11 protein-coding genes are annotated in these 12,511 nt (G+C 60.1%); 8 read left to right on the top strand and 3 right to left on the bottom strand.

What is annotated here, in order from left to right; all coding sequences use genetic code 11:
• Position 1 precedes the first annotated feature (1 nt).
• Both PspS34_RS04855 and PspS34_RS04860 read right to left on the bottom strand, forming a co-directional pair.
• Positions 2–430 carry a DNA polymerase III subunit chi gene (locus PspS34_RS04855; protein ID WP_154861695.1) on the bottom strand — a complete coding sequence of 143 codons (429 nt, stop codon included), beginning with the start codon at positions 428–430 and terminating at the stop codon, positions 2–4.
• 60 nt (positions 431–490) lie between these two features.
• Positions 491–1,981, bottom strand: coding sequence for a leucyl aminopeptidase (locus tag PspS34_RS04860; protein ID WP_154861741.1), 1,491 nt, complete (start codon positions 1,979–1,981; stop codon positions 491–493).
• Between the two features lie 393 nt (positions 1,982–2,374).
• Between PspS34_RS04860 and lptF the strand changes: the two genes are divergently transcribed.
• The 8 genes from lptF (at position 2,375) to pdxJ (ending at position 10,795) form a co-directional block, all read left to right on the top strand.
• The gene (gene lptF / locus PspS34_RS04865; protein WP_150813632.1) at positions 2,375–3,493 is read left to right on the top strand and encodes an LPS export ABC transporter permease LptF; all 1,119 of its coding nucleotides are present in this window, start codon (positions 2,375–2,377) and stop codon (positions 3,491–3,493) included.
• Positions 3,486–4,547 (top strand): LPS export ABC transporter permease LptG, encoded by a 1,062-nt coding sequence (gene lptG, locus PspS34_RS04870; protein ID WP_057716284.1) that lies wholly within the window; start codon positions 3,486–3,488, stop codon positions 4,545–4,547. Before lptF ends, lptG begins: the two co-directional genes overlap by 8 nt.
• Before the next feature lie 171 nt (positions 4,548–4,718).
• Positions 4,719–6,518 carry a translation elongation factor 4 gene (gene lepA, locus PspS34_RS04875; RefSeq protein WP_008053223.1) on the top strand — a complete coding sequence of 600 codons (1,800 nt, stop codon included), beginning with the start codon at positions 4,719–4,721 and terminating at the stop codon, positions 6,516–6,518.
• A 5-nt stretch (positions 6,519–6,523) separates the two neighbouring features.
• A complete protein-coding gene (gene lepB, locus PspS34_RS04880; RefSeq protein WP_057716283.1) occupies positions 6,524–7,378 on the top strand; it encodes a signal peptidase I in 855 nt (284 codons plus the stop codon).
• A 184-nt stretch (positions 7,379–7,562) separates the two neighbouring features.
• Complete coding sequence (gene rnc, locus PspS34_RS04885) at positions 7,563–8,252, top strand: ribonuclease III (RefSeq protein ID WP_008053221.1); 690 nt, start codon at positions 7,563–7,565, stop codon at positions 8,250–8,252.
• Positions 8,245–9,147 carry a GTPase Era gene (gene era / locus PspS34_RS04890; RefSeq protein ID WP_007973959.1) on the top strand — a complete coding sequence of 301 codons (903 nt, stop codon included), beginning with the start codon at positions 8,245–8,247 and terminating at the stop codon, positions 9,145–9,147. Before rnc ends, era begins: the two co-directional genes overlap by 8 nt.
• Before the next feature lie 162 nt (positions 9,148–9,309).
• Positions 9,310–9,999 (top strand): DNA repair protein RecO, encoded by a 690-nt coding sequence (gene recO, locus PspS34_RS04895; RefSeq protein ID WP_154861696.1) that lies wholly within the window; start codon positions 9,310–9,312, stop codon positions 9,997–9,999.
• Positions 10,000–10,048: 49 nt separating this feature from the next.
• Positions 10,049–10,795, top strand: a complete 747-nt coding sequence (gene pdxJ / locus PspS34_RS04900; RefSeq protein ID WP_008053219.1) for a pyridoxine 5'-phosphate synthase — start codon at positions 10,049–10,051, stop codon at positions 10,793–10,795.
• A 126-nt stretch (positions 10,796–10,921) separates the two neighbouring features.
• Here pdxJ and mltF read toward each other — a convergent pair whose 3' ends face one another.
• Positions 10,922–12,382 carry a membrane-bound lytic murein transglycosylase MltF gene (gene mltF, locus PspS34_RS04905; protein ID WP_079246808.1) on the bottom strand — a complete coding sequence of 487 codons (1,461 nt, stop codon included), beginning with the start codon at positions 12,380–12,382 and terminating at the stop codon, positions 10,922–10,924.
• Positions 12,383–12,511: the final 129 nt, after the last annotated feature.

Here is a 12,511-nt window from a genome sequence, read left to right on the forward strand (position 1 = left end):
CTCAGAGTCGCTGTAAACGGTGATCTTGCAGAGGATAGCCCTGTTCGCGGTAGAAACGGAAACTCTCCCGCGCGGCCGCTCTGATCGTCGGATCCTCCACCACCACTTCCGCCACCCGGGCGAACTTGTTGGCGAAGGCCGGGACTTTCAGGTCGAGATTGACCAGCAAATCCTGATGTTGACCGCAGTCATCGCCCAACCCCAGGACAATCAAACCCTCAGGCTCGGTGTCGGCGGGGCCGTGGGGCACGAAGCTTTCGCCCTTGAACGCCCACAGCCGCGCATCGAGATCGTCACGCTGGGCCGCGTCGCTGCAATGCAGGTAGATGCGGTGGCCCATGCGCCAGGCTTTCTCGGTGAGCTTGCAGGCAAAGTCCAGGCGTGCCGAAGGATCGGCGCTGGGCAGGATATAGAAGTCGACTTTGGTCATTGCGGTTCCAGAGCGGCAAGCGGCGCCACCGAAAAGTGACGCCGCCGCCCATCAACGGTTTCAGGCTTTGGCGCGGTCCAGCAGGTATTGGGTCAGCAGGGGAACCGGACGGCCAGTGGCGCCCTTGTCCTTGCCGCCGCTGGTCCAGGCCGTGCCGGCGATGTCCAGGTGCGCCCAGTTCAGGTTCTTGGTGAAGCGCGACAGGAAGCAGGCCGCAGTGATGGTGCCGGCTTTCGGGCCGCCAATGTTGGCGATGTCGGCGAACGGGCTGTCCAGCTGTTCCTGGTACTCATCGAACAGCGGCAGTTGCCAGGCGCGGTCGTCGGCAGCCTTGCCGGCGCTCAGCAGTTGGTCGATCAGTTCGTCATTGTTGCCCAGCAGGCCCGAGGTGTGGGAGCCCAGGGCAACCACGCAGGCGCCGGTCAGGGTCGCGATGTCGATGACCGCTTGCGGCTTGAAGCGCTCGGAGTAGGTCAGGGCGTCGCACAGCACCAGACGGCCTTCGGCGTCGGTGTTGAGGATTTCCACGGTCTGGCCGCTCATGGTGGTGACGATGTCGCCCGGGCGCGAAGCGTTGCCGCTCGGCATGTTTTCGGCGCAGGCCAGGATGCACACCAGGTTGATCGGCAGCTTCAGCTCGAGCACGGCACGCAGGGTACCGAACACGCTGGCGGCGCCGCCCATGTCGTACTTCATTTCATCCATGCCGGCACCCGGCTTGAGGCTGATGCCGCCGGTGTCGAAGGTGATGCCTTTGCCGACCAGCGCGTACGGCTTCTCGGATTTCTTGCCACCGTTGTATTGCATGACGATCAGGCGCGGAGGCTGGGCGCTGCCCTGGCCGACGGCGTAGAACGAGCCCATGCCCAGAGCCTTGATCTTCTTCTCGTCGAGGACTTCGACTTTCAGGTCCTTGAATTCTTTGCCCAGGTCTTTGGCCTGCTCACCGAGGAAGGTCGGGTGACAGATGTTCGGCGGCAGGTTACCCAGGTTGCGGGTGAAGGCCATGCCGTTGGCGATGGCGGTGGCGTGGGTCACGGCGCGTTGCACTTCAGCCTGGGCGGCCTTGATGGTCAGCAGGGTGATTTTCTTCAGCGCGCGGGGTTCGGCTTTCTGGCTCTTGAACTGGTCGAAGCTGTACTCGCCGTCCACCAGGGTTTCGGCCAGCAGGCGGGTCTTGCCATAACTGTCGCGGCCTTTGACGACCACTTCATCCAGGGCCAGCACTGCATCGCTGCCGCCCAGGCTTTTGAGGGTATTGAGGATGCCGGCGATGATCTTGCGGAACGGGCGGTCACCCAGTTCGTCGTCCTTGCCAACGCCAACCAGCAGCACACGCTCGGCCTTGAGGTTCGGCAGGCTGTGCAGCAGCAGGCTCTGGCCGACCTTGCCGGCCAGGTCGCCGCGCTTGAGCACAGTGCTGATTGCGCCGCCGCTCAGTTCGTCGAGTTGTCTGGCAACACCGCCGAGCTTGCGGCCTTCGCCGACGGAGACCACGAGAGTGGCGGTCTTCAACGTTTCGGGGTTGACGCTTTTTACAACCAGTTCCATGTCCGGGTCCCTGAATTGATGGTTATCACGCATGCGCTCGACACCTTATGTGCGTCGATTGCTTATAAACAGAAAGGCGCCAGGATCGACCGGCGACAAAGGCCGCAGTTTGAACCTCGCCAGCGGCGGCTGACAACCCTCGGCCGCACGAATGTAGGAGCGAGCCTGCTCGCGAAGACCCCAAGAGTGACGCAGGGTGTCAGGCTCCCCGCGTTATCGTTGACGACCATCGCGAGCAGGCTCGCTCCTACAAGGGGGGGATGCATTGCGCAGTGACAGGCGCACCCAATCACAGGATAATGCGCCATCTTTTTTCGGCGGCTCTGCCTTGCGGGCTGTCCGATACGTTTGCTTGTTTGGCCGCCTTAGCCTGACAACCCTGGAGTGTCTGGTTTGATCGTCTTCCGTTATCTATCCCGCGAAGTTCTGTTGACCTTGAGCGCCGTCAGTGCCGTGCTGCTGGTCATCATCATGAGCGGTCGCTTCATCAAATACCTCGCCCAGGCGGCTTCGGGCCTGCTGGATCCGGGGTCGTTGTTCCTGATCATGGGCTATCGCCTGCCGGGCTTCCTCCAGCTGATCCTGCCGCTGGGGCTGTTTCTCGGGATCCTGTTGTCCTACGGGCGCCTGTACCTCGAAAGCGAAATGACCGTGCTCTCGGCCACGGGCATGAGCCAGCAGCGGCTGTTTTGCATGACGCTGTTCCCGGCCACCCTGGTTGCACTCGTCGTTGCGTGGCTGAGCCTGAGCCTGGCGCCACAGGGGGCCAATCAGTTTCAGTTGCTGCTGAACAAGCAGGATGCCCTGACCGAATTCGATACCCTGGAGCCAGGGCGTTTCCAGGCTTTGCGCGACGGCACCCGGGTCACCTACACCGAGAGCATGTCCGATGACCGCGTCAATCTGGGTGGTGTGTTCATCTCGCAAAAAAACATCAGTTCCAATAACAAGGATCGCGGGATTTCTGTGCTGGTGGCGGAAAGGGGGCGCCAGGAAATTCGTCCGGACGGCAACCGCTACCTGATTCTTGATAACGGCTATCGCTATGACGGTAGTCCGGGGCAGGCCGACTACCGGGCGATCAAGTATGACGAGTACGGTGTGTTGCTGCCAAAACCGGAAGTCAGTGACGAAGTCACCGACCGTGATGCAATGCCGACCCGTACATTGATCGGCAGTGACGACATTCGCATGCGCGCCGAGCTGCAATGGCGCATGTCTCTGCCGTTGCTGGTGTTTATCGTGACCTTGATGGCGGTGCCGCTGTCACGGGTCAACCCGCGTCAGGGCCGATTCCTCAAGTTACTGCCGGCGATTCTTCTTTATATGGCTTACCTGACCATTCTGATTGCCGCCCGCGGTGCCCTGGACAAGGGCAAGATCCCTGCGGTGTTCGGCTTGTGGTGGGTGCACGGGATTTTCCTGTCCATCGGCCTGGGCTTGCTCTACTGGGAACCCTTGCGCTTGAAGAGGGCGAGTCGCCGCAGCGCGCTGGAGGTGGCCCGTGGTTAAGCTTGATCGCTACATTGGTAGCAGTGTGTTCATGGCGATCCTGGCGGTGCTCGGGATCATTCTTGGTCTGGCGACACTGTTTGCCTTCATCGACGAGATGGGGGAAATCAGCGATACCTACACCCTGGTCGATGTGCTGAGTTACGTGTTGTTGACCGCTCCGCGCCGGATGTACGAAATGCTGCCGATGGCTGCGCTGATCGGCTGCCTGATCGGTCTGGGCAGCCTGGCCAGCAACAGTGAGCTGACCATCATGCGCGCCGCCGGTGTGTCGATCGGCCGGATCGTCTGGGCGGTCATGAAGCCGATGCTGGTATTGATGCTGGCCGGCGTGCTGGTCGGCGAGTACGTCGCTCCGCCCGCTGAAACCGCCGCGCAGGCCAATCGCTCGCTGGCCCAGGGCAGCGGTGATGCACAAAGCGCCAGGCACGGCTTGTGGCACCGCCAGGGCGATGAGTTCATTCACGTCAACTCGGTACAACCCAACGGCATCCTGTATGGCGTGACCCGTTATCGCTTCGACAAAGAGCGGCACATGCTGTCGGCGAGTTTCGCCAAGCGTGCCAACTTTGAAAACGATCACTGGCAGTTGTCGGATGTCACGACCACGCTGTTCCACGAGCGCAGCACCGAAGTGGTTTCGACCCCGCAAGAGCGCTGGGACGTTGCGTTGAGTCCGCAGTTGCTGAACACCGTGATCATGGTGCCCGAGTCGCTGTCGATCAGTGGCCTGTGGAGTTACATCCATTATCTGGCGGACCAGGGGCTGAACAATGGCCGCTACTGGCTGGCATTTTGGGTCAAGGTGTTGCAGCCGCTGGTGACTGCCGCTCTGGTGTTGATGGCGATTTCCTTCATCTTTGGTCCGCTGCGCTCGGTGACCCTGGGTCAACGGGTGTTCACCGGCGTGCTGGTGGGCTTCACCTTCCGCATCGTTCAGGATCTGCTGGGGCCTTCGAGCCAGGTGTTCGGCTTCCCGCCGTTGCTTTCGGTGCTGGTGCCGGCGGGTGTTTGTGCCGTGGCGGGGCTCTGGCTGTTGCGTCGAGCAGGCTGATGGCGGGCATTTTCCGACCGCTTTGACGTTAAAAAACGCCCTTGTCGCAAGACCGGGGCGTTTTTGTAGGCACCGTCTGACCTGCGAACGTGACGCTTGCGCCGTGGATCAGGTACAATTCCCGGCTATTTTTCGGCGGGCTATGCCTGCAGCCTTTTTGAGTGTTGATCCGTGAGTGATTTGAGTCATATCCGCAATTTCTCCATCATCGCCCACATTGACCATGGCAAGTCGACGCTGGCCGATCGCTTCATCCAGATGTGTGGCGGCCTCGCCGAGCGCGAAATGGAAGCCCAGGTCCTGGACTCCATGGACCTTGAGCGTGAACGCGGGATCACCATCAAGGCGCACAGCGTCACCTTGTATTACAAGGCTCGCGACGGTATCAACTACCAGCTGAACTTCATTGATACCCCCGGCCACGTTGACTTCACCTATGAGGTGAGCCGTTCGCTGGCTGCCTGTGAAGGCGCGCTGCTGGTGGTCGATGCCGGTCAAGGCGTTGAAGCGCAGTCGGTTGCCAACTGCTACACCGCGATCGAGCAGGGCCTGGAAGTGATGCCCGTGCTGAACAAGATCGACCTGCCACAGGCCGATCCGGACCGTGTTAAAGAAGAAATCGAAAAAATCATCGGCATCGATGCCACCGATGCGGTCGAGTGCTCGGCCAAGACCGGCCTGGGCGTCGACGAAGTGCTCGAGCGCCTGGTCGCCACCATTCCTGCACCGACCGGCAACTACGAAGATCCGCTGCAAGCGTTGATCATCGACTCCTGGTTCGACAACTACCTGGGTGTTGTTTCCCTGGTGCGCGTGCGCCACGGTCGTGTGAAGAAGGGCGACAAGATCCTGGTCAAGTCCACCGGCAAGATCCACCTGGTAGACAGCGTCGGTGTATTCAACCCGAAGCACACCCCTACCGCTGACCTCAAGGCCGGTGAAGTGGGCTTCATCATCGCCAGCATCAAGGACATTCACGGTGCGCCAGTGGGCGATACCCTGACCTTGAGCTCGACGCCGGACGTTGATGTACTGCCAGGCTTCAAGCGTATTCAGCCGCAGGTTTACGCCGGTCTGTTCCCGGTCAGCTCCGACGACTTCGAAGATTTCCGCGAAGCGCTGCAAAAGCTCACCCTGAACGACTCGTCGCTGCAATACACGCCGGAAAGCTCTGACGCACTGGGCTTCGGCTTCCGTTGCGGCTTCCTCGGCATGCTGCACATGGAAATCATCCAGGAGCGCCTGGAGCGCGAGTACAACCTGGACCTGATCACCACGGCGCCGACGGTAATCTTCGAACTGCTGCTCAAGACCGGCGAGACGATCTACGTCGATAACCCGTCGAAGCTCCCGGACCTGTCCTCGATCGAAGACATGCGTGAGCCGATCGTGCGGGCCAATATTCTTGTGCCGCAAGAGCACCTGGGCAACGTCATTACCCTGTGCATCGAAAAACGTGGTGTGCAGGTTGACATGCTGTTCCTCGGCTCCCAGGTACAAGTGACCTACGACCTGCCGATGAACGAAGTGGTGCTGGACTTCTTCGACCGTCTGAAATCCACCAGCCGCGGCTATGCTTCGCTGGACTACCATTTCGATCGTTATCAATCGGCTAGCCTGGTGAAACTGGACGTGCTGATCAACGGTGACAAGGTCGACGCCCTGGCGCTGATCGTGCACCGTGACAACTCGCACTACAAAGGTCGCCAGTTGACCGAGAAGATGAAAGAACTGATTCCGCGGCAGATGTTCGACGTGGCAATCCAGGCCGCCATTGGCGGGCAGATTGTGGCGCGGACAACCGTCAAGGCGCTCAGAAAGAACGTATTGGCCAAATGCTACGGTGGTGACGTCAGCCGTAAGAAGAAACTGCTGGAGAAGCAAAAGGCCGGTAAGAAACGCATGAAGCAGGTCGGCAACGTGGAGATTCCACAGGAAGCCTTCCTTGCAGTGCTCAGGTTGGATAGTTAGGTCCTATGTCGCTAAATTTCCCGCTGTTGCTGGTCATCGCCGTGTTCGTCTGCGGCCTGTTGGCGTTGCTCGATCTGTTGATCCTGGCCCCGCGTCGGCGTGCCGCCATCGCTTCCTATCAGGGCAGCGTCAGCCAGCCTGACATGGTCGTGGTCGAGAAGCTGAACAAAGAGCCGCTGCTGGTTGAATACGGCAAGTCGTTCTTCCCGGTGTTGTTCATCGTGCTGGTGCTGCGTTCGTTCCTGGTGGAACCGTTCCAGATTCCTTCCGGTTCGATGAAGCCAACCCTGGATGTCGGCGACTTCATCCTGGTGAGCAAGTTTTCCTACGGGATCCGCTTGCCGGTGATCGACAAGAAAGTCATCGAAGTCGGTGATCCGCAGCGCGGCGATGTGATGGTGTTCCGCTACCCGAGCGACCCGAACGTCAACTACATCAAGCGTGTGGTTGGTTTGCCGGGCGACACGGTTCGCTACACCGCCGACAAGCGCCTGTTCGTCAACGGTCAATCGATTGCCGAGCAACTGGTCGGCTCCGAGCCGGGCACGCTGGGCAGCGCTGAGCTCTACAAGGAAAAACTCGGTGTGGCCGAGCACATGATCCGCAAGGAAATGAGCCGCTACCGCGCAATGCCGGACCATTCGTGGACCGTGCCGGCCGGGCACTACTTCATGATGGGCGACAACCGCGACAACTCGAACGACAGTCGCTACTGGGATGATCCGAACATTCCCAAGGATCTGCTGGGCATGGTTCCCGACAAGAATATCGTCGGCAAGGCCTTTGCGGTCTGGATGAGCTGGCCGGAACCCAAACTCAGCCACCTGCCGAATTTCTCGCGGGTTGGCCTGATCAAGTAATCAGACACGGCGCTGTTGAACACAGCGCCGAATGCATTTCTGGAGCCGGCACAATGGGCGCCAGAGGCATGAAAACAATGATATTCAGGACGTTATTTTTGAACACAGCTTTAATTGTCCCAAGCCTGCGCCAACTTACGGCGATGGCGGTGGAATCCAGCCACGAACTCAGCGTGGGTAAACCGTGAGCGTCTCCTTAAGCCGTCTAGAGCGTCAGCTCGGCTACACCTTCAAGGATCAGGAACTGATGGTCCTGGCCCTGACTCACCGCAGCTTTGCCGGGCGTAACAACGAACGCCTGGAATTCCTCGGTGACGCCATTCTCAACTTCGTCGCCGGCGAGGCGTTGTTCGAGCGCTTCCCGCTGGCTCGCGAAGGCCAGTTGTCGCGTTTGCGCGCACGTCTGGTCAAAGGTGAGACCCTGGCCGTACTGGCCCGTGGTTTCGATCTGGGCGAATACCTGCGCCTGGGCTCGGGCGAGCTGAAAAGCGGCGGTTTTCGTCGCGAGTCGATTCTGGCCGATGCCCTCGAAGCGCTGATCGGTGCGATCTACCTCGATGCTGGCATGGAAATGGCCCGCGAGCGTGTGCTCGCCTGGCTGGCCGGCGAGTTCGAAGGCCTGACGCTGGTCGACACCAACAAAGATCCAAAGACCCGCCTGCAAGAGTTCCTGCAGTCCCGTGGTTGTGAGCTGCCGCGTTACGAAGTGGTGGATATCCAGGGTGAGCCGCATTGCCGGACGTTCTTCGTCGAATGCGAAATCATCTTACTGAATGAAAAAAGCCGAGGTCAGGGTGTGAGTCGTCGTATTGCCGAACAGGTAGCGGCCGCCGCAGCACTGATTGCCCTGGGTGTGGAGAATGGCAATGACTGATACAAACGCAACTCGCTGTGGCTATGTTGCCATCGTCGGCCGTCCGAACGTGGGCAAGTCCACGTTGCTGAACCACATCCTGGGTCAGAAGCTGGCGATCACCTCGCGCAAACCGCAAACCACCCGTCACAACATGCTCGGTATCAAGACCGAGGGCGATGTGCAGGCGATCTACGTCGACACCCCTGGTATGCACAAGGGCGGCGAAAAGGCCCTGAACCGCTACATGAACAAGACTGCTTCGGCGGCGCTGAAAGACGTCGACGTGGTGATCTTCGTGGTCGACCGCACCAAGTGGACCGAAGAAGACCAGATGGTTCTCGAGCGCGTCCAGTACGTGACCGGCCCGCTGATCGTGGCGTTGAACAAGACCGACCGCATCGAAGACAAGGCCGAGCTGATGCCGCACCTGTCCTGGTTGCAGGAACAGCTGCCGAACGCGCAGATCATCCCGATTTCCGCACAGCACGGGCATAACCTCGATGCACTGGAACGCGTGATTGCCGAGCACCTGCCGGAAAACGATCACTTCTTCCCGGAAGACCAGATCACCGACCGCAGCAGCCGTTTCCTCGCCGCCGAGCTGGTGCGCGAAAAAATCATGCGCCAGATGGGCGCCGAGCTGCCGTACCAGATCACTGTTGAAATCGAAGAGTTCAAGCAGCAGGGCAAGACCCTTCACATCCATGCCTTGATCCTCGTCGAACGCGATGGCCAGAAGAAAATCATCATTGGCGACAAGGGCGAGCGCATCAAGCGCATCGGCACCGAGGCGCGCAAGGACATGGAGCTGCTGTTCGACTCCAAGATCATGCTCAACCTGTGGGTCAAGGTTAAGGGTGGCTGGTCCGATGACGAGCGTGCATTGCGTTCGTTGGGTTACGGCGACCTGTAAAACATCAGGCAGCACATAGATCTACTGTGGGAGCGGGCTTGCTCGCGAAGAGGATGTAACATTCAGCTTTGATGTTGACTGTTACACCGCTTTCGCGAGCAAGCCCGCTCCCACATTGGTTTTGGGTTGTTTGTAAAGTTGCGCTCTTTCATCGAGAAATTCATGTCGCAAAGTCCGCCTCCCGCCCAACCCGCCTATGTCCTGCACTCCCGCGCCTACCGTGAAAACAGCGCGCTGGTGGACTTCCTCACGCCGCAAGGTCGGCTGCGGGCGGTGTTGCGCAGTGCACGGGGCAAGGCCGGGACACTGGCGCGGCCGTTCGTGCCATTGGAAGTCGAGTTCCGGGGCAAGGGCGAGCTGAAGAATGTCGGGCGCATGGAGAGTGCTGGCATCTCCACCTGGCTCAATGGCGAGGCGCTGTTCAGCGGTCTTTACCTCAATGAATTGCTGATTCGCCTGTTGCCCGCCGAAGATCCTCATCCCGGTGTATTCGATCACTACGCTGCGACTTTGCTGGCGCTGGCTGAAGGTCGTGCTCTGGAGCCCTTGCTGCGCTCCTTCGAATGGCGTTTGCTCGATGACCTCGGCTATGGTTTTTCCCTGACGACTGATATTCATGATCAACCCATCGCGCCGGACGGTCTCTACCGTTTGCAAGTGGATGCGGGGCTGGAGCGGGTCTATCTGCTGCAACCGGGCCTGTTCAACGGCACCGAATTGCTGGCCATGGCTGAAGCCGACTGGTCTGCCCCCGGCGCTCTGTCTGCCGCCAAGCGCTTGATGCGCCAGGCGTTGGCCGTTCACCTGGGCGGCCGTCCACTTGTCAGTCGCGAGCTGTTTCGCAAGCCCTGATCACACCGTATGCTGTGCACCGAACTTTCTCTTCTTCTGGAGCGCTTCCGTGACCACCAGCACCCGTATTCTTCTTGGCGTGAACATCGACCACGTTGCCACCCTGCGTCAGGCCCGGGGCACCCGTTACCCGGACCCGGTCAAGGCTGCACTGGACGCGGAAGAGGCGGGCGCCGACGGCATCACCGTGCACCTGCGCGAAGACCGTCGGCACATTCAGGAGCGCGACGTTCTGCTGCTCAAGGACGTGCTGCAAACCCGCATGAACTTCGAAATGGGTGTCACCGAGGAAATGATGCAGTTCGCCGAGCGCATCCGCCCGGCGCACATTTGCCTGGTGCCGGAAACCCGTCAGGAACTGACCACCGAAGGTGGCCTGGATGTGGCGGGGCAGGAGGCGCGGATCAAGGCGGCGGTCGAGCGTCTGTCGAAGATCGGCTCCGAAGTGTCGCTGTTCATTGATGCCGATGAGCGCCAGATCGAAGCTTCCCGTCGTGTCGGCGCGCCAGCCATCGAGTTGCACACCGGGCGTTATGCCGATGCCGAGACACCGACCGAAGTCGCCGAAGAACTCAAGCGTGTAGCCGATGGCGTGGCCTTCGGTCTGGCCCAGGGCCTGATCGTCAATGCCGGTCATGGCCTGCACTATCACAACGTCGAAGCCGTGGCGGCGATCAAGGGCATCAACGAGTTGAACATCGGCCATGCGCTGGTGGCCCATGCGCTGTTCGTTGGCTTCAAATCGGCTGTTTCGGAGATGAAGGCGCTGATTCTGGCGGCTGCCGCAAAAGCCTAAGCCGAACACAAAAACCAATGTGGGAGCGGGCTTGCTCGCGAAAGCGGAGTATCAGCCAACAGAGATGTTGGATGATAAATTGCCTTCGCGAGCAAGCCCGCTCCCACATTTGATTGGTGGTGATTGTCAGAGCGGTGCAGGTTCCTGCGACGGCTTGCTCTTGTCGATCCCCGGAACAAGCAGTTTGCCCTCGGCGACCTGGTCGCCTTCAAGCTGCGGCTGCGTGACCCAGGTCAGGATGTCGTAGTAGCGACGGATGTTCGCCACGAAATGCACCGGTTCGCCGCCACGGGCGTAGCCGTAACGGGTTTTGCTGTACCACTTCTTTTCCGACAGGCGCGGCAGGATCTTCTTCACGTCCAGCCATTTGTCCGGGTTCAACCCTTCCTTGGCCGCCAGTTTGCGTGCGTCATCCAGGTGGCCGCTGCCGACGTTGTAGGCCGCCAGGGCAAACCAGGTCCGGTCCGGCTCCTGAATCGAGTCGTCGAGCTGGTCTTTCATGTAGGCCAGGTACTTGGCGCCGCCCATGATGCTCTGCCTGGGGTCCAGGCGGTTGGACACGCCCATGGCCTGCGCGGTGTTCTGGGTCAGCATCATCAGGCCGCGCACGCCGGTCTTGGACGTGACCGTCGGTTGCCACAACGACTCCTGGTACCCGATGGCCGCCAGCAGGCGCCAGTCGACTTTCTCCTTCTTGGCGTAGGCCTTGAAGTGCTGTTCGTACTTGGGCAGGCGTTGCTGCAAGTGTTGGGCAAACGTGGTGGCGCCCATGTAGCCGAGGACGTCGACATGCCCGTAGTAGCGGTCCTTGAGGCGTTGCAGGGTGCCGTTCTTCTTGACCTTGTCGAGGTAATCGTTGATTTCGTTGAGCAGGCTGTTGTCGTCGCCCGGGGCGACGGCCCAGCTCTGGTTGCTGGCGTCGCCGAGGTCGAAGGCGACCCGGATGTTGGTGAAGTACACCTGGTTCATCGCCACTTCGTTGGAGTCGACCAGGGTCAGGTCGATCTGACCTTCATCCACCATGCGCAGGAGATCGACGACCTCGACCGCGTCAGACTCTTCGTATTCGATGCCGGGAAACTTCTGTTTCAGCTGCGCCAGTTGTTCGGCGTGGGTGCTGCCCTTGAGCACCATGATCTTCTTGCCCACCAGATCCTTCGCATCGGTTGGCCGGGACTGGCCGTTGCGGTAGATGATCTGCGGGGTGACTTCCAGGTAGGAGTGGGAGAAGCGCACCTGCTTCTTGCGCTCTTCGCTGCTGACCAGACCGGCAGCCGCCAGCACCGGGCCATTGGGCTTGCCGACCTGGTTGAACAGGTCATCGAGGTTGTCGGCGGTCTCGATCTTGAGCTCGACCCCCAGATCGTCGGCGAAGCGCTTCACCAGCTCGTATTCGAAGCCGGTCTCACCGTTGCGATCCTGAAAGTAGGTGGCGGGGCTGTTTCGGGTAACCACCCGCAGCACACCATCCTCCTTTACGCGCTCGAGGGTGTTGGGTTTATCAACACAGCCACCGAGCATCAGGAAGAGTCCGGTTGCGATCAGCCATTTGGCGTACCGCGGACGCAAAGCCGTTGGGAAAAACATCTGCGCAGTATACGCAAAGGACCACGAGCGCCATATCTCGACAGTGAGGGGCTTGTCTGCTAGCCATCACAAAACCGGCCGAAACCCCGCAGGAATGGGCCTTGCCTGCATTTTGTTACAGTAAAAATA

This window comes from Pseudomonas sp. S34 (genome assembly GCF_009866745.1).
GTDB lineage: Bacteria > Pseudomonadota > Gammaproteobacteria > Pseudomonadales > Pseudomonadaceae > Aquipseudomonas > Aquipseudomonas jessenii.

What these genes read in the sequence shown, in the direction of transcription:
- PspS34_RS04855 (WP_154861695.1), bottom strand. Translation starts at nt 430, where the DNA reads ATGACCAAAGTCGACTTCTATATCCTGCCCAGCGCCGATCCTTCGGCA.
- PspS34_RS04860 (WP_154861741.1), bottom strand. Translation starts at nt 1,981, where the DNA reads ATGGAACTGGTTGTAAAAAGCGTCAACCCCGAAACGTTGAAGACCGCC.
- lepB (WP_057716283.1), top strand. Translation starts at nt 6,524, where the DNA reads ATGTCGCTAAATTTCCCGCTGTTGCTGGTCATCGCCGTGTTCGTCTGC.
- era (WP_007973959.1), top strand. Translation starts at nt 8,245, where the DNA reads ATGACTGATACAAACGCAACTCGCTGTGGCTATGTTGCCATCGTCGGC.
- recO (WP_154861696.1), top strand. Translation starts at nt 9,310, where the DNA reads ATGTCGCAAAGTCCGCCTCCCGCCCAACCCGCCTATGTCCTGCACTCC.
- mltF (WP_079246808.1), bottom strand. Translation starts at nt 12,382, where the DNA reads ATGTTTTTCCCAACGGCTTTGCGTCCGCGGTACGCCAAATGGCTGATC.